The 24,486-nt window shown below is 65.5% G+C and carries 25 protein-coding genes and 1 tRNA gene; 17 read left to right on the top strand and 9 right to left on the bottom strand.

Translation table 11 applies throughout. The features are described from left to right. Window positions 1–4: 4 nt before the first annotated feature. Complete coding sequence (gene fdxA / locus QJS31_RS30870; RefSeq protein WP_282783633.1) at window positions 5–343, bottom strand: ferredoxin; 339 nt, start codon at window positions 341–343, stop codon at window positions 5–7. A gap of 110 nt (window positions 344–453) precedes the next feature. On the opposite strand from fdxA, the gene QJS31_RS30865 reads away from it, so the two are divergent. Both QJS31_RS30865 and QJS31_RS30860 read left to right on the top strand, forming a co-directional pair. Then, window positions 454–1,377, top strand: a complete 924-nt coding sequence (locus QJS31_RS30865; RefSeq protein WP_282783635.1) for a LysR family transcriptional regulator — start codon at window positions 454–456, stop codon at window positions 1,375–1,377. A 150-nt stretch (window positions 1,378–1,527) separates the two neighbouring features. Continuing rightward, the gene (locus tag QJS31_RS30860; protein WP_029926821.1) at window positions 1,528–1,905 is read left to right on the top strand and encodes a hypothetical protein; all 378 of its coding nucleotides are present in this window, start codon (window positions 1,528–1,530) and stop codon (window positions 1,903–1,905) included. Between the two features lie 72 nt (window positions 1,906–1,977). On the opposite strand, the gene QJS31_RS30855 is transcribed toward QJS31_RS30860, so the two are convergent. After that, entirely contained in the window at window positions 1,978–3,192 is a 1,215-nt protein-coding gene (locus tag QJS31_RS30855; RefSeq protein WP_306358363.1) for an Ig-like domain-containing protein, read from the bottom strand. A gap of 329 nt (window positions 3,193–3,521) precedes the next feature. On the opposite strand from QJS31_RS30855, the gene QJS31_RS30850 reads away from it, so the two are divergent. Continuing rightward, window positions 3,522–3,594: transfer RNA gene (locus QJS31_RS30850), tRNA-Lys, on the top strand. Window positions 3,595–3,705: 111 nt separating this feature from the next. Here the strand turns inward: QJS31_RS30850 and QJS31_RS30845 are convergent. After that, entirely contained in the window at window positions 3,706–5,001 is a 1,296-nt protein-coding gene (locus QJS31_RS30845; protein WP_306358362.1) for a tyrosine-type recombinase/integrase, read from the bottom strand. Window positions 5,002–5,029: 28 nt separating this feature from the next. Next, window positions 5,030–5,275 (bottom strand): AlpA family transcriptional regulator, encoded by a 246-nt coding sequence (locus tag QJS31_RS30840; RefSeq protein WP_306358361.1) that lies wholly within the window; start codon window positions 5,273–5,275, stop codon window positions 5,030–5,032. A gap of 671 nt (window positions 5,276–5,946) precedes the next feature. Here QJS31_RS30840 and lysS point away from each other — a divergent pair. Further along, window positions 5,947–7,644 carry a lysine--tRNA ligase gene (gene lysS / locus QJS31_RS30835; protein WP_306358360.1) on the top strand — a complete coding sequence of 566 codons (1,698 nt, stop codon included), beginning with the start codon at window positions 5,947–5,949 and terminating at the stop codon, window positions 7,642–7,644. Window positions 7,645–7,723: 79 nt separating this feature from the next. Here the strand turns inward: lysS and QJS31_RS30830 are convergent, their stop codons facing one another. Beyond that, window positions 7,724–8,494 (bottom strand): isochorismatase family cysteine hydrolase, encoded by a 771-nt coding sequence (locus tag QJS31_RS30830; RefSeq protein WP_306358359.1) that lies wholly within the window; start codon window positions 8,492–8,494, stop codon window positions 7,724–7,726. Beyond that, entirely contained in the window at window positions 8,491–9,000 is a 510-nt protein-coding gene (locus QJS31_RS30825; RefSeq protein WP_306358358.1) for a hypothetical protein, read from the bottom strand. Before QJS31_RS30825 ends, QJS31_RS30830 begins: the two co-directional genes overlap by 4 nt. Before the next feature lie 388 nt (window positions 9,001–9,388). Here QJS31_RS30825 and QJS31_RS30820 point away from each other — a divergent pair, with 388 nt between their 5' ends. The 3 genes from QJS31_RS30820 to QJS31_RS30810 all read left to right on the top strand — a co-directional run bounded on the left by QJS31_RS30820 (window position 9,389) and on the right by QJS31_RS30810 (window position 11,820). Continuing rightward, window positions 9,389–9,910, top strand: coding sequence for a hypothetical protein (locus QJS31_RS30820; protein WP_306358357.1), 522 nt, complete (start codon window positions 9,389–9,391; stop codon window positions 9,908–9,910). Next, on the top strand, window positions 9,855–10,505 hold the full coding sequence (locus tag QJS31_RS30815) for a hypothetical protein (protein WP_306358356.1): 651 nt from the start codon (window positions 9,855–9,857) through the stop codon (window positions 10,503–10,505). The genes QJS31_RS30820 and QJS31_RS30815 overlap by 56 nt, the downstream gene beginning before the upstream one ends. Window positions 10,506–10,620: 115 nt before the next feature. After that, the gene (locus QJS31_RS30810) at window positions 10,621–11,820 is read left to right on the top strand and encodes a helix-turn-helix transcriptional regulator (protein ID WP_306358355.1); all 1,200 of its coding nucleotides are present in this window, start codon (window positions 10,621–10,623) and stop codon (window positions 11,818–11,820) included. Here QJS31_RS30810 and QJS31_RS30805 read toward each other — a convergent pair. After that, the gene (locus QJS31_RS30805) at window positions 11,801–13,108 is read right to left on the bottom strand and encodes a serine hydrolase (RefSeq protein ID WP_306358354.1); all 1,308 of its coding nucleotides are present in this window, start codon (window positions 13,106–13,108) and stop codon (window positions 11,801–11,803) included. The two genes, QJS31_RS30810 and QJS31_RS30805, sit on opposite strands and share 20 nt — an antisense overlap. A 196-nt stretch (window positions 13,109–13,304) precedes the next feature. Here QJS31_RS30805 and QJS31_RS30800 point away from each other — a divergent pair, with 196 nt between their 5' ends. The 5 genes from QJS31_RS30800 (at window position 13,305) to QJS31_RS30780 (ending at window position 17,534) form a co-directional block, all read left to right on the top strand. Further along, complete coding sequence (locus QJS31_RS30800) at window positions 13,305–13,460, top strand: hypothetical protein (RefSeq protein ID WP_306358353.1); 156 nt, start codon at window positions 13,305–13,307, stop codon at window positions 13,458–13,460. 18 nt (window positions 13,461–13,478) lie between these two features. Continuing rightward, window positions 13,479–14,513 (top strand): radical SAM protein, encoded by a 1,035-nt coding sequence (locus QJS31_RS30795; protein WP_306358352.1) that lies wholly within the window; start codon window positions 13,479–13,481, stop codon window positions 14,511–14,513. Next, window positions 14,510–16,312, top strand: a complete 1,803-nt coding sequence (locus QJS31_RS30790) for an asparagine synthetase B family protein (RefSeq protein ID WP_306358351.1) — start codon at window positions 14,510–14,512, stop codon at window positions 16,310–16,312. Before QJS31_RS30795 ends, QJS31_RS30790 begins: the two co-directional genes overlap by 4 nt. Further along, complete coding sequence (locus QJS31_RS30785; RefSeq protein WP_306358350.1) at window positions 16,309–16,602, top strand: PqqD family protein; 294 nt, start codon at window positions 16,309–16,311, stop codon at window positions 16,600–16,602. Before QJS31_RS30790 ends, QJS31_RS30785 begins: the two co-directional genes overlap by 4 nt. Window positions 16,603–16,673: 71 nt before the next feature. Then, on the top strand, window positions 16,674–17,534 hold the full coding sequence (locus tag QJS31_RS30780) for a nuclease-related domain-containing protein (protein ID WP_306358349.1): 861 nt from the start codon (window positions 16,674–16,676) through the stop codon (window positions 17,532–17,534). A gap of 41 nt (window positions 17,535–17,575) precedes the next feature. On the opposite strand, the gene QJS31_RS30775 is transcribed toward QJS31_RS30780, so the two are convergent. Both QJS31_RS30775 and QJS31_RS30770 read right to left on the bottom strand, forming a co-directional pair. Then, window positions 17,576–17,911, bottom strand: a complete 336-nt coding sequence (locus QJS31_RS30775; protein ID WP_306358348.1) for a DUF397 domain-containing protein — start codon at window positions 17,909–17,911, stop codon at window positions 17,576–17,578. After that, window positions 17,911–18,777, bottom strand: a complete 867-nt coding sequence (locus QJS31_RS30770; protein ID WP_306358347.1) for a DUF5753 domain-containing protein — start codon at window positions 18,775–18,777, stop codon at window positions 17,911–17,913. The genes QJS31_RS30775 and QJS31_RS30770 overlap by 1 nt, the downstream gene beginning before the upstream one ends. Window positions 18,778–18,855: 78 nt before the next feature. Here QJS31_RS30770 and QJS31_RS30765 point away from each other — a divergent pair, with 78 nt between their 5' ends. The 5 genes from QJS31_RS30765 to QJS31_RS30745 form a co-directional block, all read left to right on the top strand. Continuing rightward, complete coding sequence (locus tag QJS31_RS30765; RefSeq protein WP_306358346.1) at window positions 18,856–19,257, top strand: hypothetical protein; 402 nt, start codon at window positions 18,856–18,858, stop codon at window positions 19,255–19,257. Further along, the gene (locus tag QJS31_RS30760) at window positions 19,254–19,688 is read left to right on the top strand and encodes a DUF4254 domain-containing protein (protein ID WP_306358345.1); all 435 of its coding nucleotides are present in this window, start codon (window positions 19,254–19,256) and stop codon (window positions 19,686–19,688) included. The genes QJS31_RS30765 and QJS31_RS30760 overlap by 4 nt, the downstream gene beginning before the upstream one ends. A 281-nt stretch (window positions 19,689–19,969) precedes the next feature. Further along, entirely contained in the window at window positions 19,970–20,179 is a 210-nt protein-coding gene (locus tag QJS31_RS30755) for a hypothetical protein (protein ID WP_306358344.1), read from the top strand. 516 nt (window positions 20,180–20,695) lie between these two features. Continuing rightward, window positions 20,696–22,096, top strand: coding sequence for a hypothetical protein (locus QJS31_RS30750; RefSeq protein ID WP_306358343.1), 1,401 nt, complete (start codon window positions 20,696–20,698; stop codon window positions 22,094–22,096). A gap of 65 nt (window positions 22,097–22,161) precedes the next feature. Continuing rightward, on the top strand, window positions 22,162–24,486 hold a 2,325-nt coding region (locus QJS31_RS30745), incomplete at its 3' end, for a hypothetical protein (protein WP_306358342.1).

Below are 24,486 nucleotides of genomic sequence, written 5' to 3'. Positions count from 1 at the left end.
TGTCTCAGCGCTGGAATCGCGCGACGAAGGGCGTATCCACGCCCACCGCCTCGCCGAATTTCAGGGGCCCGCCCGGAACGCCGAGCGGTTCTTCGCGTCCCGGCAGGGTCTCGCTGAAGAAGCGCGCGTTCTCGGTGACGAACTCCTCCTGCCCCGCCGGCACATCGTCCTCGTAGTAGATGGCCTCCACCGGGCAGGCGGGTTCGCAGGCCGAGCAGTCCACGCATTCGTCGGGCTGGATGTAGGCCATGCGGTCGCCGACGTAGATGCAGTTGACGGGGCATTCTTCGACGCAGGCGCGGTCCAGGACGTCGACGCAGTCCGCGCCGATGACATAGGTCATGGTGTCTCCATAGGTGCTGAGGCGGCCCGGGAAATGTCGCCCCTCGAGCCTGCGTCCGGCACGTGCATTCCGGTAGCCACCGAATCGGGAGCACCCCATAATCAATGCTTATGAGTCTGCCGCCGGGAATGCCCGACCTCGAGGTGCTGGACCTGCTTGCCTCGGTCGGCGAACTGGGCAGCCTGGGCGCGGCGGCCCGACGACACGGAATCACCCAGCCCGCCGCGAGCATGCGCATCTCGGCGCTGGAACGACGGCTGCGGCTGCGGCTGCTCGATCGCGGCCCCACCGGCTCCGCACTCACCGAGCCGGGGCGGACGGTGGTGGACTACGCGCGGCCGATCTTGGCGGCGGCGCACACCTTCGCCGAGGGCGTCGCCGCCCTGCGCGCCGCCGACCGGCCGAGGTTGCGCATCGCGGCGTCGAAAACCATTGCCGACCATCGGATGTCGCACTGGCTCACGGCCCTGCGGGAGGCGCGGCCGGAGGTGGCGGTGGCCCTGGAGGTGGGCAATTCGCGGCAGGTGGAGGCGTGGGTGCGCGACGGGCAGGCCGATCTCGGCTTCGTCGAGGGCCCCCATCCCCCGGCCGAACTCGGCAGCCACGTGCTGGGGGCCGACGATCTGGTCGTGGTGGTCGGCAGTGCGCATCCGTGGGCCCGGCGGCGGACGCCGGTGACGGCCGGGGAGCTGGCGCGCACCGCCCTGCTGTGGCGCGAACCGGGCTCCGGCACCCGCGACACTCTCTGGGAGATTCTCGGCGCACAGACCGAACCGGCGCAGCCCGCCGCCGAACTCGGCTCCGCGGCGGCCATCCTCGCCACCGCCCGCACCGGTATGGCACCGGCGGTGCTGAGCCGCCTCATCGCCGACGCCGACCTGCGCAGCGGGGCACTGGTCGAGATCCCGCTCACCGACGCGGTGCTGACCCGCAAGTTCCGCGCCATCTGGCGCAAGCAGTCCCCGCCCGCGGATCCGGCAGATGTGCTGATCCGCTGCGCTGAGCGGTTCGAGCGGCGGCACACATCGGGCTAGCCCGCTGTTCACGGGGTCCCGACGAATAAACTGTGGTTGAAACAACATCACTTCGAATTTGTGGCGCGGCCCACTCGATCTTCGTAGACTTCATCCGAACACGGGGGAGGTCGGGGCCCCCGAACCAGCTCGATCAGAAAGACCGCACTTGTGAATCGTTGCGCCGTAACCACATTCCTGGCGACCGCCGCCATCCTCACCGCCGCACCGGCCACCGCCTCCGCCGTTCCCCTGGAACCGTTCGTCCCGGCCACCGACGTGGCCGACGATCCGATGGAATCCGAGGTCACCGGCTCCGGCTCGGTGCAGAGCAGCGGTTCCACCGGCGGGCTGGTCACCAGCGGCTCCACCGGCACCGGATCGTTCGGCCTGCCGAATCTCGACAAGCTGCTGTTCGGACCGTTCGACACCATGTGCGCGGTGACCGGCAGCGCCTTCGCGCTGGCGGGCAAGGCGGGGCTGGGCTGCGACCTCATCAAGGACAACAAGCCACCACAGACCATCGCCACCGCCGCCGCCATCATCTGAGCGCGGCCGCTTTCTGACAGAGCGCACGCGAAAGGGGCTCCAGCCGTCGAGCTGGAGCCCCTTTCGCTGGAATCAGCGGTTGTCGTCCGCGTTTCCGGCCTTCCAGGTTTCCCACGGGATATTCCAGTCACCCAGGCCGTCGACGCCGGAGAGCGTGCCGCCCACGGTGTTCTTGATGATGGTGATGTCGCCGCGCTTGGCGTTCTCGTACACCCAGCGCGCGTTGGCGGGGCTCAGATTCAGGCAGCCGTGGCTGGTGTTGTACGAACCCTGCGCGCCCACCGACCACGGGGCCGAGTGGAAGAAGATGCCGGAGTAGGAGATTCGCGTCGCGTAGTCCACCGGGGTCTTGTAGCCGTCGGGCGAGTCCACCGCCACGCCGTAGGTCGAGGAGTCCATGATGATCTTCTCGTGCCGGTCGGCCACGATGTAGATGCCGTTGTCGGTGGGTGTGCTGTTCTTGCCCATCGAGGTCGGCATGGTGCGGATCACCTCGCCGTTCTTCTCCACCGTCACCTGCTTGGTGTTGTCGTCGGCGGTGAAGATCACGGCGTCGCCGATGGTGAAGGTGGACGTGATGTCCGCGTCACCGACCAGTCCGTTGCCCAGATCCTTGCCGTACACGTCGACCTCGATGTCGACCTTGGTGCCCGGAGCCCAGAAGTGCTCGGGCCGCCAACGCACCTCGCGGTTGTTCACCCAGTAGAAGGCGCCTTCCACCGCGGGCGTGGTGGTGATTTTGATCGCGTTCTGCGCGGCCTTGCGGTCCGGGATGTTCTCGTCGAACTGGATCGCGATCGGCTGCCCGATACCGACCACCTCGTTCTCCCCCGGGATCAGGTACGGGTGGGTGCGGTTGTTCGGCGAGATCGTGGTGAAGCTCATGCTGGTGGTGTTCGCGCCGCCGAGCCCGATGGCGTCCACGCTCAGCCGATAGGTGCGCCCGAAGCCGAGCGGCTCGGTCAGCTTCCACGACTGCCCGTCGGCGGCCAGTTCACCGCTGACCTCCCGCCCCTCCGGATTGAGCAGGCTCACCTTGTTGATCTTGCCGTCCTCGACCTTCAGCACCAGCGGATCACCCGGTGACACCCCGATCTGCCCGTCCTTGACCGGCGCGACGAGCTTCGGCTTGATCAGCTCGCTGATCGGATTCGAGTCGATGGCGACCGCGGACGAATCCGTCCCCGACCCGGATGAACATGCCCCCAGCGCCAGCACTAGCGCCGACAGCACAGCCACTGCGCCCAGCAGCTTCCGCGATCGGCGTCGGCCCTGACCATTCCTCATATTCACAACCCCACTTCACGTCTCGGTGCGTGCGCGGGGTCCGCTGCCTACCCCGACTACGCCTGCTCGACCCACCACGCCTGCGGGGAGCGGTCGAGACACGATCATTCTGCCAGGCCCCAGGGACACAGACACACGACCACAACCACCCTCCGCAGGGCTCGCCCCGTTCATCCGTTCCCAACCCCATTCCGTTAACACGGATGATCACATCCGTCCACCGCAACAGAAACCCCAGCTAGACCCCGCGATTTCACTTTCAGAGCCACAGCCTGTTAAGGTTTCTTCCGCACCGAAGAGCTCCCGAAACGCCGGCGAGCACACGGCACGCGCCATTAGCTCAATTGGCAGAGCAGCTGACTCTTAATCAGCGGGTTCGGGGTTCGAGTCCCTGATGGCGCACAGAAAACAGCCCCTGACCTGGCAGTGCCGGTCAGGGGCTGTGGTCGTTTCTTCAGGCGAATCGGACCGTTCCCAAAAATATCCCAAAAATTCGCGCGCCCACCGCGTTCGTCACCCGGTTCCGCCGAAACCCCGCTCCAGCACAGCCGACGAGTCCGGCGCTTGCTCGGGTGAGGCGATGTAGTGCCGCTCGGTGATCCCCTCGCGGGAGTGCCCCAACTGCTTGGCGGCCGTCTTCGCATCGGATGCCTCCGCGATCAGGGTCGCGACGGTCTTCCGGAACGTGTACTGCGTGACATCCTTGTACAGCGTGCCCCGCGCCGCCCGCCATGTCCGGTTGAAGTTGTGCGGATCGCGCAGCACCCCGCCTCGACCGGGAAACACCAGCGGCACCTTGTCTTCCACCTCGACGGCGCTGCCAGCCACTTCGCGCAGCGCCTTCACCGCACACATCCGGCCGTACTCCGGATCGTCGCGCAGCCGTTTCAACATGCGCGTCGTGAACTCCGGCAGCGCGACGATCCGCTGCCCGGCATCGGTTTTGGCCCACTCCTGGCGGAACAGCCCCTTCCCGGCGAGCCTGACGACCGTCGCCGATATCGTGAACGTCGCCGGGACAGCATCGAGGTCGAACTGATCCCACGATGCCGCCAGCGCTTCGCCCGGCCGCACGCCCGAGCCGAGAATCAGATCGGCGACATCGAGCACGAGCGGATCCCGCTTCGGCCCATGCGAATACGCGGGGGTTCCAGGAATATCCTTCCCGGCCAACCACTCCCGCAGCTGCACGCGCAAGCCGTCCAGACGGTCCCGTTCGATAGTACGCGGCGTGGTCTTGCGCCTGCGCAGACGAGCGGTATCGCGAACCGGGTTCTCCGCGAGCGCGCCATAGCGGACAGCGACGCCCATGACGCCGGTCAGGATGACCTTGTGCAGCCGCGCCTTCGACTTCAATCCGGCCGCGACGAGAGACTGAATATGCTCGTCGAGCCGACCGGTATCGGCCTCCCAGACCCGGAGACTGCCGAGGGCGGGACGCAGCTTGACCGCATCCTTCTTGGCTCGCTTGTCGGCGCTCGCATCGATCTCTCCCTTGTACCTGTCGTAGGACTGCTGGCCGACGCCTTCGTCTCGTTGCATCTCGTCGAGCCACAGATCCATCAGTACCGTCAGGCGAGTATCCCGGCTGATCTTGCCGCGCGTGCGACCGGCGTACCTCTGCTGGCGAGCCGTGAGCTTCTTCCGCAACGCCGTCTTGGCCTTGCTCTCCGTCGGCCCGTACGACTCCACCAGACGGCCCTTGCCGTCGTAATCACGGAACGTGGCCCACGCCCTCCACCTCCCGTCCTTCTGTTCTTTGGCTCCGATCTCGCCGTAGCCACCGAGTTCGGTTGCTGGTCTTGGCATTGCGGCTCGCCCTCCCTGCAGGGGTTGTTCATGCCGTGTCCGGTTGCTCCTCGGTGTGCACCAGGTGCGCCTCGAGGTAGGCGTCCAGATCGCCGAGCCGATACATGCACGAGGTGCCCGAGGGCTTCGAGTAGCGCGGGCCGTGCCCCTTGGCAGCCCAGTTCGCGAGGGTGCGGGGGTGAACACCGAGATACTCACCCGCTTCCTCTCGGGTGAGCCACCGCTTGCCGGGAAGGTCGTCTCCCGTGCCGTACTCGTCGGCCACGCGTTTCACGGCCGCATTCCCGTCAGATCGGCCCAGTCGAATCCGGACACGGGACGATCAACCCTCCCTGCGATCGGAATCTTCAAGTCGCCCGTCACCGGATCGACTTCGCTCGGCCGACCGTCACCTGGCACCGGACGGCGTGCATGTCGAATGCGTGACACGGAATCCGCACCGGGTACGCACCACACAGGGCCCCGTACGCGGTGGCGTACGGGACCCGGTCCCAGCGATCGCTGGGGCGGCAAACCGTTGCCGCCGGAACGTCGCCGGCCATTCGCGAATCCCACGCGTCGGCCGAGGCGCTGGGACGCTTCGTATCAGCAGGGAGCGACTTGCGTGGATGCTGGCGCGGGAGCGCGATGGTGCCCATGAGCGTCCGCCCTTCGGATCGGTACGGAATGCGTGCATCAATGCACTGGCCGGACGCCTACCGGAAATCGCCCCAACGGTTCGAAGCGGTTGACTCACACCCCAGGTGCCTGGCTGTGCGCGGCAAGCCCCCGCATGCGGCGGTGAGCGATCTCGGTGAAGCTGACGGGAGGGGTCTTCGACGCGCAGCGGGCAGTGGACCGCGCTGGTCCCGTGTGGGAGTTATGGCGCGCCGGGACTGTGTTCTGTCGCCCGAAGGGGTAGGACGCCGTCGAATATGGGCTGGTCACCGCTGGTAGCGTGTACCAGTGCTCTCCAGCCACGCTAACCCAGATACCCGCGATGCGGCCAGCGAAGCGTCGTGGATCGCCCGCACCGCCGACGCCGTGATCGAGCACGCGAAGCAGGTCGGCGCGACGAAGCTGGTATGCGCCTCGGGCATCAGCCCGTCCGGCGATATCCACCTCGGCAATCTGCGGGAAGCGATGACCGCCCATTTGGTGGCCGAAGAACTCCTCGCCCGCGGTCTGGACGCGATCCACCACCACTCCTGGGACGACTACGACCGGTTCCGGAAGGTACCGGCGGGGGTACCGAAGCAGTGGTCCGAGCATGTCGGCAAGCCGCTCGCCGCCGTCCCCGACCCGGCGGGCGAGTTCGAGTCGTACGCGACCCGGCATATGACGCGGTTCACCGACGCCTTGGCACGTCTCGGGGTTCGGATGCGGGAGGTGCGGCAATCCGCCGCGTATCCCGCTGGCACCTACAACGCCCAGATCCGGGTGGCTCTGGATCGGCGCGGCGACGTCTTCGACATTCTCGAGACCTTCCAAACCGAGGGACGCCACGACACTCCCGTCGAGGAACGGCGGGCCGCCTACTACCCGTACAAGCCGTATTGCGAAGTGTGCGGCAAGGACTCGACGGAAGTGACCGGCTGGGACGGCACCGTCGTGACCTACACCTGTCGGTGCGGGCACAGCGGCGGCCACAGCCTCGCAGACGGCAGCCACCCGTTCGGGAAGCTGGTGTGGAAGGTCGATTGGCCGATGCGTTGGGCGTTCGAAGGGGTCCAGTTCGAACCGGCGGGCGAGGATCATCACGCTCCGACCAGCTCGTTCGCTTCCGGCCGCGTCATCATCCGCGCCCTCTACGACGCGGAAGCGCCATCGACGGCGGTGTACTCGTTCGTCCGGCCCGCCGGAGGCGGCGGGAAGCTGTCCAGCAGCAGGGGCGGCGCGGCCACGCCCGACACGATCCTCGAGATCCTCGAGCCGCCGATGGTGCGGTGGCTCTACGCTCGCCGCCTCCCGTCCAATGGATTCACCATCGACCTGTCCCCCTCGGCCATCGTCCGCCTCTACGACGAGTGGGACCGTTACAGCGCGAAAGTCGCTGCCGGACAGGCATCTCCGGTGGATGCGCACCTGTATGACCTCTGCGTTCGGACCCACGTCGGCGAGGTCGAACAGTCCACGCGTCCGGTGTCGTTCCGGCTGCTTTCAGCTCTGGTCGACATCACCGCAGGGAACACCGCCCAGATCGCGCGCCTGCTGCGTGAACAGCTGACTGCGGAGGACACCGGGCAGGAATTGCCCGCGGACGACGACACACTGTTGGGTGAGCTGGAGCCCCGCTTGGGCAACGCCATCCGCTACACCGAGTCCCTGCCGGACGGTGATCGGACCATCGTCCGAACCGAATTCAACACCGAGGCATGGAACGAACTCGACACCGCCACCCAAGAGGGTGTTGCGCTGCTCGTAGACCAGATGGGCGACAACTGGACGATGCCCGGCCTCACCGCGACCGTGTACGCGGTCCCCAAACTGATGGCCGGACTCCCCGCCGATGCCGACCCGACACCCGAGCTGAAGAAGAAACAACGCGCCTTCTTCAAAGCCCTCTACCAGCTGCTCGTATCCCGTGACACGGGGCCTCGCCTGCCGACATTGCTGCTGTCGCTCGGCACCGACCATGCCCGAAAGCTGCTGACACCACACTGAGCGGGCGGATGGCTACGCAGGTGAACCCTTACGTCACCGCGGCGCATGCCTGGTCGGCTGACGTCCGAACGTCGGGCCGTCATCGTCCTTCGGCATGGCGGATCATGGCGAGCACGTCCGATGTCGGGCGCACATCGCCGAACGAGCGGTAGATCGTGTGCAGCGTGGCGTTGTGGTCCTGGTCGCGGCGAGCGGCGTTGCCGTCCGCGACCATGATCACTCGGAAGCCGAGGGTCGCCGCGTCGCGGGCCGAGGACTCACAGCACACGTTTGTGACGGTCCCGGTGATCAGCACTGTGTCGATGTTGCGCTGTTGCAGCTGCTGAGGCAGTGTGCACCGGCCAGGAAAGAAAGCGCTGAACGCGAACTTCTCCAGAAACAGATCCCCGGGATCGGTGATCAACTCCGACCACAGTCGAGTGTGGGATGCACCGGCACCACCGGTATCGCTGTAGGTTTCGGCGATTCGGCGACCGAAGAACTCGATCGCCGCTGGGCCGGGTTCGCTCGCTCCGGGAAGAACCCAGGCGACTGTTCCGCCTGCCGCGCGCAATGTCTCGGCCAAGCGATTGATGTTCGGGACGACCCCGCGGCAGTAGGCGTTGTCAGCGACGTGGAATGGCACCATATCGATGACGACGAGTGCGGTCGTCGCGGGAACGAGAGTGGTGTAGGCGAATCGGCGCCCGCGGCGATCTTCGTGGCGAGCGTACTCGCGTGCTTCGATTCGCCAATTGTGAACTGCACGGGCTGGCTCGGTGTCCCCGACCTCCATGGTTTCGAAGTCTCTCCTCTGATGCGTGGCTCGCTGACAAGCGAGTCCGAAGGTCAGCAAAGCCCTGCCGATCATTGAGGGCCGGTTCCTTTGAAGATGTCAGAAATCGAGCCCATCATGCGACCGGTCTCGTCGACTTCCCCGCGAAGGGTCGACAGTCCCGGGTCGCGCGCACATAGGAAGTCCGTGGCGCGTTCGGACAGAACGAGTCTTCGCGTCTGGGCGAAGTCGTCGACACCGGCTCGGCCATTGACCTCGAGGGCAAACAGAGTGGTGGGGATGGTGAGCGGATCAGGCCCAACATCTTCGCCGAAGACCTCTGCGCGGTCCTGGTAATAGATCGAGCGCTCACCGGTGGCCGGGACCAGTCGATACCCGGTGAAATCGGTTTCTGCCAACGCCTCGGCGAGCGGCTCGGTGACCCCGTGAATTCCACCGAGCCCTGACGAGAACAGTTCGGTTCCGACCGATGCGACGAAGGAGAAGACCACACTGACCAGGGTGGGCGGGTCGGTCGTGTTATCCCAGGTCTTGTCCGCGTTGTCGGCGGGAACCTCGGGCGTGAGGGTAAACCAGGCCATCGATGTGTCCTTCCCCTTTCGGCCAGGCCGATCTGGCCCACTTCCGTGACTAGCTCAAGCCTTCACAGGCCACATCCTGACGGACATTAGAAGGCGCGAACCGCCCGAACCGGCTGACGCGCCGAAGGCATGACGTCATCTTTCACCGTCCTTCGACCACCACTCACTCACCGGCCGACGTCAGAGTTCGCTGACATATGCCGTCAGATTTCACCAGCACAGCCACTTCGCCTTTCCGCATCCCTGGCGTACATGACGGGTCAGCCGTCGAGGTGTGCAACCGCGATGAATAATCTGCCGATAGAATTCCACGCCGCCCGGGGAAGACGGCGATCATCCTAGATTCAGAGCTAGTATCGTTCATTGCCGAAGGGACGCTGATCAGCCGATGAACCCTCTCGAGCAGATACTGGCACTGCACCCGGCCGAGATCTTGACGTGGCTGCAGAGCCCAAACGCACCTGAGGATTTCAACTGGCTCGGATTGGCCGAAGCCGCTGCCCAAGAGGCAATTCACGCCGATTCGCACACGGCCCTCTCCTGGGCCACGGTAGCCATCGACCTGCGGAACCGGATCGCGGCCACCACCCGGGACGAAGCGCTTCGACACAGTCAGACCGTCAGCGCGATGATGCTGCGCGCTACGATGATCGACCGGTACGGGGCTGTGGCCGGTGACCCCATCCGGGACTGCGAGCAGATCTATCGCTGGTTTCTCGATCGGCACGTTGGCCAGATCGATACCACCACCGCCGATGCCCGCCGATGGCGCGACCTCCCGGTCGAGCGCATCCGCGAGCTACGGCGGACCAAGAACGAACTCGCCGTGCTGAGCAACCTTCAGCGCTGCGCGGATGAACCACCCGCCGAAATACAACAATGGCTTCAGCTGCGGCCAGACCTACCCTGACTGCTGCGTTGCCGCACCGGTGCAGCGCATCGCCGACGGCGTCCACGAAGTCGTCCTGGAGGAACGAGGAATCGGAAAGCCACCCATGAGCACACCGACACTGCGCCCCGACGGTCGCTTCGCCGTGTACCAGGGCCACGAGTACTACCGGTCCTCCTGGCGGCCGAACGCGGTCGTCTTACACGATTACGGCCACACCCCACCCGAGGGATTCGTCGCAAACCAAGGCCACTGGCAACAGGTAGTTCCTCCGAAGGATCTCGACCGCATCTTCCTCCGAGACGCCACTTGCTGGTGGCGCGGGGGTCACTTCACGATCGACAAGGTCGATGAGGATATCGTCGAAGGTGGCTTCCTGATAGACGTGTGGCCAGCACCGCGTGCCGAGATGCTCCAATGGCCGCAGATCAGCCAGTCTCCGTGGGACCGCGCCTTTCTCGTCGGCCAGCTCCCGATACCGGAGATCTACGACGTCATCATTCGCGAATACGACATCGACAAGCACACCGGACTCCTGACCGAACCCGCCGACCCGCGAACATTCCCTCAACGCTTCTACCGACCCGAATACTTCACCACCAACCACAGCAACTGAAAATTCGGTCGAGCTACCGTCGTCAGCTGACACGCACCCGTTCGAGGAGCGGTCGCAAGCGGGCAAGCTCGTGATCTGCTGGCAGGGACGCCGAGCCGCGCGCATACTCCCCCTTGTGGGACAAGCGCTTCGCGAACTCGATCCCCGATCGTCGGCTGCGGCCGCGTTCGGTGCCGAGCTGCGGGACCGCCGGGTCGCAGCGCGCCGATCGCTGGCCGAGCTGGGTAGGGCGGTGCTCGTCAGCGGCGATCTGCTCGGAAAGATCGAGAAGGCACAGCGGCGGCCGCACGAGGATTTGGTCCGGCGACTCGACGATGCGCTCGAAGCCCGAGGCGAATTGCTCCGCCTCGCCGCCACGTTCGTCGAGATCGATAGTGCTGTGGCGCTTCCCGAGGTGGAGTCGTTCACGCCTGATACCGCTGAAGCGCGGCTGAGGCGTCTGATCGGAGAGGTCCGCAGCGCGGATCACATTATGGCCGCGGATCGTGTGCAGGAGATCGTCGGCTATTCCAAGGTCGCGGAGAGATTCACGACGAAAGTACCGGTCAACCAACGTGCTCCGCTCTTGCGGACGGTGGCCGAGGCGCAGCAGCTGACGGGGTGGATGATGTTCGACCGGGGCCACTGTGCGAACGCGGAGCGGATGTTGGCCAGCGCCCGTGCTTCGGCGGAACGAGCCGAGGCATTGGACCTGGTGGCATTCGTCGGCGGCCCGAATGCCGCGTTCATGAGCACCTGGACCGGAACACCCGCCCGCGGCGCGGAGCAAGCCTATGGGGCGTGGGCGTGGGCCCGTCGCAGCGGAAACCGGCGTCTGGCGGCTTTCGTCGCGACCATGGCCGCACGCGCACACGCCAGAATGGGAGAAGCCGACCTGTGCCAGCGGATGCTGTCGACCGCCGAGACCGATCTGGCGCGTCACCGAGCCGAGGAGTTCGACCCGGACTGGCTCGCGGTTTTCGACGCGGCGGCGCTGGCGGGACATCGCGGATCATGCCTGCTCGAACTCGGGAAACCGCGCCAAGCCATCGTGGCGCTCCAAGAACAGGAACGCACCGGGCCGAAGGGGTTCATCAGGAACAACATCATCTGGCAGCTCGAGCGCGCCGCCGCCAACCTTCGACTCGGCGAGATCGACGATGCTGTAGCCGGTGTCGATCGAACACTCGTTTATGTGGAACAAAGACCCGTCACACCGCGGGTGGTCAATGTCTTCCGCTCGATAGAACGAAACTTGCGAAGGACGGCTCGCGCCGACAACACCCTCGTCGACCTGAGGGAGCGGCTCCGCAGGTTCATTGTGGAGTCCGGCTGAGTGGATAGGTCGCCCAATGCAATTCGACTGCCGATGACGTCCGGGTCACGATGAGCAGCTCGCCGCGCAAGCGGCCGGCGACAGCTCGAAACTTGCCCGGCCCCTCGGCGATGAAGTGAGTGTCGGTGGTGGCAGGGCTCGAGGCCAGGTGGGCGTGCAGCCCATCGTCGCACCAGCGGAGGACGATCTCATCGGATTCCGACCACCAGATGCCGAGCAGGTCCCGCACGTCGTCCGGGCATGGGGGCGCTGGCCGCCACATCGATGTCGGTGGTGTAGGTCGGCGGGCGATGACGTCGAGCGCTATCTGCGCGGTGAGGTCGCTGAGCGCGATGCCGCGAGTGGAATTGGTGAGTCCGACAACAACCGTGCGGGTTTGCCGATCGAGGGTCAGGGCCGACTGGAATCCGGGCATCGCGCCGGTATGTCCTCCGAGCACCTGATCGTGGTGCCGGTCGAGGATGAGCCCCAATCCCCAACCGCGCGTCCAGGTTCGGGTATCGACCATGACCTGCAAGGTGTGCATGGCATCGACGACGGCCGGTGGCACAATCGTTGCTTCTCCGCCGCACAGCGCGTGCCCCCATCGCAGTAGATCACCTGGCGTGGACCATATTTGGCCGCCGACGCCGACGGCGACCTGATCCATGACCGGCTCGCGGTGGACGATGTCGGCGTAGGGGTCGAGGCGATATCCGAGGACAGCGTCGGTCGGGGGCGTCCAACTTGTACGGTTCAGCTCCAGTGGCTCGAGCAGCGTCTGCTCGATCGCCTTCTCACAGGATTGGCCGCAGACCTGCTCGATGACTTGCCCGATCACCGCGTATCCGAGATTGGAGTAGTGCCACCGCTGCCCCGGTTCCGCTACCAGTTCGACCTGTTCGAAGGAATCGCGTAGTTCGCGCGCGGACGGTCCCCGCATGCTTTCCCACATGTCGCCGGGGGCCTCGCGTTGCAGTCCGCTGCTGTGGGACAGCAGCATCCGCAGCGGGAGATGTTCGAACGGTACGCCGGTCAGATATCGACCGACCGGCGCGTCCAAGTCCAGCTCGCCTCGATGACACAGCAATAGGGTCAACGCCGCGGTGAAGGTCTTGGTTATCGAGCCGATCCGATAGCAGCTCCCGCCGCTGGCTGGCACGAGGTTCTTCAGATCAGCGAAACCCGCCGACGCCTCCGCCAACACAGCGCCGTCGACCCCGACTGCGACGGTCAGGCTGGGCAAACGATGGGCGCTCTGTTCAGCTGCGACGCGAGTCGCCAGTTCGGATTGGAAAACGGTGTCCATACGCCCCTCTCCGTCATCGCTCAGCATCTCACATCGCCGATATCGGGTGGATGCGGACAGATTCACTGTCCGCATCACGGGTCTTCCGCCGTGATGTCGTCGCGGCAGACGCTGGAATCCCACAGCGAGCACCGTGCTCCAGCGGACACGGTCAGATTCGGAGCACGCTGACACGACCAGAAAGGGTGTACCACCAATGACAACCACCTCGCCGCAGTCCTCCCATGGCAGCGATCGCGGCCCCGTTCCGAAGACGGTACGGCCGATGCTGCTCGCCACGTTCGCGAAAGCCGAACTCATGGAGAACGTCCCCGATATCACTCCGCACATCCACGCCTCGCAGTCCAGCTGACCGCGGAAAGGGACAGGGATGCGGTACAACACCCTCGCCGTGCACGTCACGAATCGATGCCCGCTCACCTGCGCCCACTGCATTACCGACTCGTCCCCCCGCGCGCGGGGGGACCTGTACTGGGATCAGGTGGACGCAGCGGTGAGCTCGGCTGCCCCGTACGTCGACGGGGTGTGCGTCACCGGCGGCGAACCCATGCTGCTGCCGGAGCTGGCCCTTGCGACGATCCGGCTCACCCGTGCTCTGGGGTTGCGGTCATCGATGGTGACATCCGGATATTGGGCACGTGATGACGAAAGAACACGCGAGACAATCGCGCAACTGATCGGGGCGGGCCTGGACAAGCTCGCGGTAAGTTTCGACCAGTATCACCTGGTCCAGCCGACCGCGCCGTACATCGGTGAGGTCACGTTGACCCGATTGCTGTCGGCCGCCAACGCCACAGATCTCGAGATGGTGGTGCAGTACTGCGGGCCACCGGATCACGACGCCTACACCGTCGCACGGGAGGCGGCGGAGCGGTTCGGGGCACGGTTCGAACCTGCCGACGTCCTGCCGTTCGGGCGCGGCATTCAGCTGGCCCGCAAACGCGGCGCGACGATCGACGAGGTCCCCGAGACGGCGTGCGGAGTAGTCGGACGACCGGTCCTCACGCCAGAAGGCGACCTCTACACCTGCTGTGGTCCCGCGCGCGGCGCGCCTGCGGACTCGCCGCTCCGCTTGCGGATGCGACAGCCGGGCGATGTCGGTGATGCGCTGGCCGTCGCGGCCCGCGATCCGATCATCAACGCGCTGTATGTGCGCGGCCCTCGCGAGCTGTTCGACATGTTGAGCGCCGATGCTCGCGACCGCATTTCGCCGAAGCTGCTCAACGCCTCCATGTGCGCACTGTGCCGCGCCATCACCAACGACCCGGGTGCCGTCGCCGAATTGCGCGCCGCGCTCACCCCGCAGGCCCTACGCCTGATAGCGCAGGGCGGCGTGGTGCATGTCCGCGCCGACGACCAGCACGCGCACCCGCCCGCTACTGAGAAACCCCTGGAGGTGCAATGACGTCGATCGCGCTGGCGCAGGCCCGGGACGGGGACGATCCGTGGTCCGACATCGCGGCCATGACGCGGGCGATGCTCGACCGGTCGGGCGAATGGCGATCGAAGGAAGTTCTCTCAGCCGTCCTGGCTGTCGGCGCGGAGTCGTCGGTCACAGCGCGCGAGAATCTCCACACGCTGCCCGATGGCACCGCTGTCGGGGTCTCCGCCCCGGCGTGGGTAGCCGAGCACGTCGCGGGCATCTTCGCCGACCTCGACCCGACTATCACGCACAGCCCGGACACCCTCATTGCGGCACTGCGCGAGGTGACAGGCGATCTCCATTGTGTCGCCGCGATACCGGACGGGGGGCTGCTCGCGTATCGATCGCCGATGGCCGCTAGGCCGCTGTTCTACAGTCGCGGCCGGGGTGCGCTGCGGGTGTCATCGACGATCCGTGGCCTGCGGGCCGCCGAACCGGACACGGTTGTCGACCCGGTCGGATTGGCCGCGTTTCTGGTGCCGCCGCTCTGCGACCCGACCGGGTCGGCATGGGCGGGAGTCCGACGTCTCCGGCCTGGATACGCCCTCGTAGTACATGCGGGAGGCGCACAGTCGATTCGCGAGGTCGCCCGGGTCGAGACGGCCGACCTCGACGGTGTGACTCGCAGGGACCTGGTGGCGGGTTTCCGCGCGCACCTGCTGACAGCGCTACGGCGCTGTGGGAGCGGACAGGACGGCGTACTGCTCTCCGGCGGAATCGACTCCGCGTCCCTGGCGACCGCGGCCATCATCGGTTTGCCCGCGCCGCCTTGCGGATTCGCTCTCACCTACAGTGCGCCGACGCTCGCAGCCTGCGATGAACGCCGCTATGTCGACGCGGTCGAGAAGGCCACCGCAATCAACGTGTTGCGGCTACCGGCCGACGAGCTGCTGCCGCTGTGCGCCGCTCACCCGCTGGGTGACGAGCCCGAGGCATGGACATACGCGGCCCGGAACTGGGCGATGCTCCAGGCCATCGCGGCCAGCCCGGAACCGAGGAGATCGGTTCACGCGGGAGAAGGCGGCGACGAATTACTGCTCGGGCAAGTATTCGCCGTCGCGGACAGACAGGCGCACGGCGACGCCACCGGCGCTTCCGCCGAGCTCCGAACATTCCCGAACCCGGCCAAGGCTTGTGCCGTGGTGCAGGGTCTGCTGAGCGGGGCCTATGAGATGCGCGGCACCCGGGTTCGGCGTGCGATCCTCGACATCCCACCTTGGCTCTCCATGCAATACAGGGATCAGAGCGGCCTGATCGACCGGCTCGCCGACGGCTACCCGCACCTCGCCGAGCCGGGCCGATTCACCGAGGACTACTCGCGAACGCTGATCGGCGAGGCGGGCGCGGCCGGACGCGTGCACTGCGGCGGCTGGTGGGAAGACACCGCGCGCCGCGCCGGAGTCACGATCGCCTACCCTTTCCTTGACCCCGACCTGGCCGCCTGGACCTGGGCGCTGCCACCGGAGCTGTTCCGCGACAGAGGAATCGAGAAGGTGGTACTACGCGAGGCGCTACCCGACCTACCCGCGACCGTGGCCGAACGCCGCGACAAGGCCGACGCCCGAGTACTGATGCGGGAAGGACTGCACCGCGCCGCCGACACGATCCGCGCGGTCGCCGACGGCGGGCCGCTGGTCGATTCAGGCATGGTCGACCCGGACCACCTCCGAACAGCCATCGACGACTACATCGCCGGACGAGCACCCGCACACGGACCAGCTCTGTGGGCGACCGTCGCCGTCAACACTTGGCTCACCCAGAAAGGCGGAACACTCCAATGACAACCGACAGTACTGCCGCCGAGGATCGTGGACTTCCTGCCTATCCGAAAACGGTTGCGGCGCAAGCCAGCTGTACCGGAGACACCTGGATACTGGTGCCCGACGACGACTGCGGCACCGTCGCAGTGGTCGACGAAATCGCCCACCGCATCTGGGCGCTGTGCGATGGCACGAATACGCCGGAGCAGATCACCGACCTGGTTACATGGACTACCGGACACCCTATCTCCGACGTACCCGAGTTCCTCGAGCAGCTCCAGCGCGTGGGCCTGCTCACCGACAGCGGATAGCAGCAAGTCGCCCAGTGCCCGGTGTTGTTGCAATCCAAGGCAACCGAACCCCCGCCTTCGCCCATTCAGTCATGCTGGAATGTGATAGCGGTACGCAGGGGGCGGTCACGATGCGAGTCAAGATTCTGTCCGATCACGCTGGCGAGCAGCTGCGGCACTCCGAGCATCAACTCGAAGAAGCCGCGGCGAATCATGCAGCGTGGGAAGGGCAGTACCGACAGGCACACAGGGAGTGGGAAGCGACGAAGCGCGCGAAACCGCTGTGGAGACGGCTACTAGCAGTCCCCACTCCGGCCGAGGAAGCCGCGCAACAGCAGGTCGAACAGGCAGCGCGGCACGCGGCTTGGGCGGACTACAGCGCCCAGCAGGCATCTCACCGGGTCGGGCAGCTCGGTGCTGGCGCGTACGGCGAGGATCTGCTGGCCTGGAAACTCTCGTCCTTGCCCGACGATTGGATCATGATGCGCGGTTATCGAAACCGCCGCGGCGAGACCGACAGTGTACTGATCGGACCCGGAGGAGTCTGGGCGATCGAGGTCAAGCGCCGCCGCGTCCTGTTGCACGCGGTCGGTGACCAGTGGTGGGTCCAACGGATCAGTGCGCGAGGGCATGTGTACGAATCCGAGTGGGCGGTCGACGGCGGCGGCCGCAGCTGGCCGGTCCAGGTCGGTCAGGTAGCTGGTGACTTGGAGGCATGGCTGACGCGAAACCGGCATCAGGTTCGAGTGCGGACCGCGGTCATGCTCATGCACGAGGATGCTCAACTGGTCGAAGTCGCGAACCCCGCAGTCGATTTCGTCGGTACCGACACCGACATGCTCGTGAACACGATGGGGTTCTTGTCGTCACCGTTGCCCTCGGACGAGTGCGCCGCGATCGTCCGGCTGGTCGAGCGCGACCACCGCTTCCACGCCAAACGCCGACAGCGATGAAAGGCGGGTGGTGTTCTCGCGATTCACCGCACGAGAACGGTCTACGCCGGCCTGTCGAACTGCTGGTCGACGATGCCCTTCACGAACGCGTCCCATTCGCCGGGCGTATAGGCCAGCGTGCAACAGGCGTCAACGAGCGAAGCGCTCCCGTCATCACGCACGATCACGCGCAGCCCGCCCAGCTGACCGGAACGGCCGCCGAGGGCGAGAGCTAGGAACTGGGTCCAGAATTCCGCTGGGATCTGCACGATCGGCTGTGTCTCGGCGGGCCCGTCGTATTTGCTGTCGCGAACGAGTACCGCGTCAGCGCGGTGCGCGACTTCGACGCAGCTCTGGTTCGCGCCGCTGTAGCTGGATTTGAAGAACTCGGTACTCACTATTGCCCCGTCTGGTGTGCGATGCGATCGATGAGCTGCAAGGAATCGTCCCTGTCCAGGGCGATGGCTCGAGCCTGCTCATAGAGGTACTGCAATGCGTCCACTTTGCGCGCCTCTTCGGTGAGTTCCCCGTAGATGGCCGTCTCCAACCAGCCGACGGTCGGAAGCCGCGCACTCGGAAAGTCCAGGAGATGGAAGGTTGCCGAGTTCAATCCGGCCAGCGCGTCGCCAGCTTCGAACGGAATCACCCTCAGGTCGATGGTGTCCGAGCGATCCGCGGCAAGGTTACGTAGGTGTAGCAGTTGCTGCTTGTGCACCTGTGGACCACCGACCTGGTACATCAACACCGCTTGGCCGATGACCACCGACAGCTGTACCGGATCCGGTGGGTCCAATCGGCGTTGGCGTTCCATCCGCGCTCGGACGCGCTGCTCTGCTTCGGTGGGCCGGGTTGCCGCCGTCGAACGCATGAGCGCCCGCATGTAATCCTCGGTCTGCAACAGGCCGGGAACAACGCTGGTCTCGAAGGTTCGGATGGCATGCGCTCCCGCTTCGAGGCCGTACAACCGCAGCAAAGACTCGCCGAACAGCGCGCTGTACGCCGCGAAAGGCGCACGTTCCTTCGCAGTTTCCCGCAGCGCTAGCAGCTCGCGTCGGTCAACGTCGTCGAACTCCAGCACGTCGAGGGTCTTCTCGAGGAGTTCGCGCGGGAACAGAAACTTGCCGACGGTCACGCTCGACCAGTACTGCGGCGTGATACCGAGGGATTTGGCGATCGCGCCACCCTTCAGCCCGTGTCGCTGGACCTGCTCCCGAACGCGAAGGCGCAACTCCCAATCCGCCACGACCGGCGATGTCGCGGTCACGAGCACTCCCTTCCTCGTGGGTGGACGTTCCGTCACCCTACTACAACCACGCACGCGAATTTGAGTACGGATTAGACTATGTATTTTACTAAAATACTGTCGTATGATCTGCATCACTATTCACATTCAGCACCGCTCAACACCCCCGTGAAGGGAGGCGTGGTGATGGCGATATACGCAGCTGAGTTGCTGATCACCAGCGACCAGACCAACCATTCGGCGCGATCGGTCGGGCAGGGCCGGTGGGTCGTGTCGTACTTGCCGGGTCGCACGGTCGCAATGGACCAGGCTGTAGTCGCTCTCAAGATCGCCGAGATCGTCGACGAGTTGTCGGAGATGACACAGCAACTGGGCTTGGCCCCGTGTGAAGCAATCGGCCAGGCGCTGTTGCCGCCGCGTCTGGCAGGGCCTCGAAAGGCCGAGCGGAAACGGTGGTTGGCGACCAAGGCACGAACGGTCGATCCGGAGGCATTCCGATGAACGCGCTGCCCTCGAAGGAGCGCCTGCTCGCCGCGTGCCGGGGTGAGATCCGTGAAGATCATCTCCTGCTGCACTGGGCCTGCGAGTTGTCGCAGATCCACCAGCAGTTACTGGCCGCAGGGGGTCGTGGGAACAGTGAGATCGACGGGCGCAGAGCGACTTTGACCCTTGAGATCGATCGGTGGGTGTCCCGACAGGTCCCTGTGCCGACCGGCGGTGCACGCGTGCACACCGAAGCACTGGGCGCGGTGATTGATCGACTCGCACAGTTCACCGCAGCCGCCTACGCCGTATTGTCCAGCGCTTCCGGTGGTGAGGAGCTGCTCGGCCCCTGGGAACGCTTGGGCGAGTTGGCCATCGCCTACCAGGACCTCATCGACGAAGTCTCGTCCGGCCGCCGTCGACTGCCGTGCATGGGGCGAGGCCATTGATGCCGAACCCGGGAGGTGACGATCGTGAACAGCTCACGCGGGACTACGGCGCCGGCGACAGCGAGTGGTAATCGAAGGCCACGAACTGTGGTCGACCCGCATCCGGAAGAGCGCGGGTTGTTGATCACCGCGCGAGTCGCGGTACTGAGCTGCCGTTGCCGGGAGCTCATCAACGGGAGGGCACGTGGCCGCTGGGGCGAGTTGGCCATCGCAGACAGTACCCACAGCCCGGACCGGCCGTCATCGGTCTCACCGGGCTATTCGAGTAGAGGAGGTGCGTAATGGCGATAGCGATTGTCATGTTCCTGTCCGGCATCGGCCTGGGCGCGATCGCGGTGTGGACGATGGTGTCCTACACGGCGGTGAATCCAGTACCTACGGCGCGGCCGAAAGACTCCCGGACGGTGCAGAGCATCATCACGCGGATCGAGCGCGAGCGCCGCGAAGTGGAACAACCCTCTCACGCCGGGTTTCCGGTGCGGTGTGGATGAACAATCCACCCAAGCGGCACAATCGCGCAGGCGAACTCCCGTGACAAGCAGTTTCCCCGATCAACTTGCGCCAACAACCTGAATGCATGTTCATGATCGGCATCGTTACGGCGGCGCTGGCTACGCTGGTGAACGCGGACGGAGGGTATCGGCGAACACTGGCGTCAGTCTCCCGGATCTGAGATCCGTTGGCTCGGCGAGATCTGATGTCATCGGCGACCGTGTCTGGTGCCGTCGGCATGTCCGACTGCACGCTCATGCCGATTACGTGACGCGCAAGGGCCACTTGGCATCCCGATACCAGTGGTGGAGATCTACTGGATAAGCGATGCACAGCGCGCTGTTTAAGTGCGACGGTCCAGATCAGACCGGTCGGACGGATTTTGTTGTGACGTTTGATGTTTCACGGGTGCGCCGGTAGATTCGCTGGCTACAGCGGTTCCGATTCTCGGGCGTATCGGCGCGGCCGGTGCGGGAACTGTCTGCTTCATCGGGCTTTCGTTGAGGCGGCTTCGTATGGCTTTGAAACATTTGATCGTGATACTTCCTGGGATCGGCGGCAGTGTGCTGGGCCGTAACGGGAAACCAGTCTGGGATCTCACACCGGCCAAGGTCGGACGCGCGGTGTGTGTGCCCGACGTGCTCTCGTTGGAGGAGGATCTCGAACCGATCCGGCTCGTCGATACGATGACGGTGATTCCCGGTTTGGTCGCCGTCTCGGGCTATAACGGGATGGTCAGGAATCTGCGGAAGTGGTTTTCGCCGGGATTGCGGATCGTGGATTATGCGCCGGGAGTGCCTATTCCGGCCGATACCGATGTGCTGCGGGTGCCCTACGATTTCCGGCGGTCGATCGCCGCTGCGGCGGGACGACTGGATCGGGCATTGGCGACCGAGGCGGCTCAGCGCGGTGTAGTGATTGTGGCGCATTCGATGGGCGGGCTGGTCGCCCGGGACTGGGTGGCCGAATACCCCGGCTCTGCGGTGCGGTGTCGTGCGGTGATCACATTGGGGACACCGCACCGGGGTGCACCGAAGGCGTTGGATGTGCTGGCAAACGGTTTGCGGTTGTCGGGGTTACGGCACAGGGGCGCGACGCGGGTCATTCGCGGCTGGGAGGGGGCGCACGAGTTGTTGCCGCAGTATCCGGCGGTACAAGTCAGTGGTGGCGTGTGTGAACCGACGGAGCTGCCACCAGAGGTTGTGCAGCCGATGGGCGATCCGAGTGCCGGGGCGCGGTTCGCCGCGATGGCTCGCGGCGCGGCGAAGGTGCATGACGCCATCACGACTCATTGGGCGAACGCACAGGTGCCGGAACTGGTTCCGTTCCACGCTCGCGGGCATCGCACACCGAATTGGGCGGGTGTGATCGACGGGAGAGTGCAGGTCACCACGGAGGATCCGTCGTGGCGGGGCAATGTCGGATGGTTCGGTGACGGCACTGTGCCGGTGTTGTCGACGATCCCTCCGGAACTGAGCGATCGGCCCGGAAGGTGGCATCCGGTGCTGGACAAACACATCGATATGGGTGCTACCACCGGGGTGCGCGATCTGCTGACCGCGTTGATGGGCAGCCCGGTGCCATCGCGGGGGGAAGCGGAGCGGCCGTGGCTCGGGCTCGACACCGAGGATGTGATGTGGGCCGGACACGAGTACGTGGTCGGCGGTGAGGTCTTCGGTGAGGTCGAGGGGCCTGGTTCGAGCGCGACACTGACCGTCGATGGCATCTCAGTGCCGATGAGCCTGCGTAACAATCGTTGGGAGGCTGTGCTTCCTGAACTGCCGGCCGGTGTGCACGAGGTAGTCGTGGAAGCCCACGACGCCGATTACGGATCGCCGATCTGGGGTCAGGCGTCAGTGGTCGTCGAGACCCCTGGCGAGGAGTGGGAACCGGACATCGAAGCGGGCGGAGCGTGAACGGCTGGCCGCAGTGGGATCCCACGCAACCGTTGGATCTGGTGCGGTATGTGCGAACCGGTGTCATGGCCAGGGTGATGCCCGAACACGCACCACTGCCGGGTCGTTCGGCGGCCGGGGCACAGATCAGGTTGCGGAAGATCGTCGAGGCGTTCATCGCCGCGGGCCCCGACTACAGCGACGAAACCTTCACCGCCTGCAGCGAGTACCAGGATATCCGCACCCCCGACGAAGTCTTCGTCAACCCGCGCCTCGGGAACTGTCTCGACCTGTCGGTGGCCTTCGCCAGTGCCTGCCTCGACGCCGGCTTGCACCCGATCATCGTCCTGGTCGACTCCACCCGAGTGGGGCAACCGGGCCACGCCTTGACTGTGGTGTGGCTGCGTGGTGACTGGGCGGGCCTGGAACATCGAGGCGCCAGCACCGAGCCCTATCCGTTCGAGGAAACCCTTCTCACGGCTCGGCCCTGCTGGCCTGGCACCGGGCTGCGCGAAACCTGGCGTGGGCATGGCGAATTCGTCGCCATCGATATCGCCCGCGTCACGCGCGACCACCGCGGCGGGGCAAGCCCGACCCTCGACGAGATCGTTGAGCGGGGGACCGCAGTCCTCACCGGTGACCGCTGGAGCTGGCGCATCGGGATCGATGTCGGACTGGCCTATCCCGCACCCGACCCCCACCCAGTTCCGGACTGGCCGCGACTGCCCCCGCTTGACCCGCCGTATCACGAAAAGCCCACTGCCACCGGCCCACTGGCGAATATCCGGGCCCGCAACAACGTCGTGCGCTTCGAGGAACGTCCAGAACTGCACCAACTCCTCCAGTGGTGCCACGCCAGAGACACCGCGAACAAACCCCGAGTCGTGGGCATCCGCGGGGTCGGAGGATGCGGAAAGACCCGCCTGGCCGCCGAACTCGCTCACCTCCTCGCCACCGAGGGTTGGTATACCGGATTCCTGCGCGAGGACCTGCTCGCGGACCATGAAGCCGCACCGATTGACGATGATGCCGCCCTCCCCGAGTCCGCCCAACTAGCCATCGAGTGGCTCGCGCGCGTCAATCAGCCACTGCTGATCGTGGTCGACTATATCGAGGCCATCCCCACTGCGGCCTTGATCGTGCTGCTGCGTCACTTGTCCGCCCGCAGGCGCCGCACTGTCGTGGTGATGACCGCCCGCGATACCGGCGACTGGTCGCGTGCCCTCGACCGTGGCCTCGACAAAGCCGGGATCCGCGTCGACCGCCACCCCGACCTCACCCTCAAGGACCGCCATCCCCACCCCGAAACCGTGTTCCTGCGGGCCTTCCGGGCCTTCGCCGCGCTCGTGGACAGCCCCGGCGACCTCGTCGTGGAACCGCCCGGTGGCGCACACCGGTGGACCACCCTGGACCTCATCTTCCACGCCTGGATTGCCGCCCATAACGCGACTCGGCTACCCAACAAGCGCGAGAACCTCTATGAGGAGATCCTCGATCGAGAATTCGACAACTGGAACAACGCGCTCGCCAGCCGATTCGGTATGCACGAGCAAGATCCGAAGAAGCGGAAAGCCGTACCGATAGAGGGACTGCGGCGCATCGTCGCGGGAATCAGCCTGCTCACACCGGCACCGGCGACCCTTACCGCCGCACTCCGCGTCCTCGGGCTCGATGACTACACGACCGTGCCACCGGGCGAACTCGCCGAGGTGCTGCGGCCCTTCATTCACGACACAGCCACCGAGCGACTGGCGTTACGTCCCGATGTCTTGGCCGACCATCTCATCATCAACGTATTCGGCTCCGACCGAACTTATTTCGACACAGTCGTCGACCGCGCCGAGCGGACGAATCAGGCGAGCAATATCGCGGCAACCTTGACCCGCGCCGCCGACGACAACTCGACGATCGCCGAACATCTCGCCGAAAGGATGCTGGCCCGGCACCCCAACCAGTGGCGTGCGGCGCTGTCTGTCGCATTCACCCGAGGCGGACCATTCGTCGGTCCGCTCGAAACACTCGCAACAGAACCAGACACACCGCTGCCCCTGGCAGAACTCGCAGATCTCATACCCGAGCGCCACAGTCTCGGCAAGCTCGCCCTAATCGCCTCCACTCACCTCCACGAATCCGCTGCGACGGCCACCAATGCTGCGGCGGCCACCAATATCGAGCAGCTAGCCGAGCGGGCACGACTGCTGAACAACCTGTCTGTCCGGCAGGCCGGGATCGGTGACCGGGAGGCGGCACTGACCTCCATCGTCGAAGCGGTCGGCCACTACCGACGAATGGTCGACACAAACCCGGCGGCATTCCTCCCAAACCTGGCGGGTTCGTTGAACACCCTGTCCAACCAGCAAGCCGAAATCGGTGACCGGGAGGCGGCACTGACCTCCATCGTCGAAGCAGTG

The sequence above is a fragment of the Nocardia sp. CC213A genome (assembly GCF_030766805.1).
In the GTDB taxonomy this organism is placed as follows: domain Bacteria; phylum Actinomycetota; class Actinomycetes; order Mycobacteriales; family Mycobacteriaceae; genus Nocardia; species Nocardia otitidiscaviarum.
This window is presented reverse-complemented; position numbering and strand designations above follow the sequence as displayed.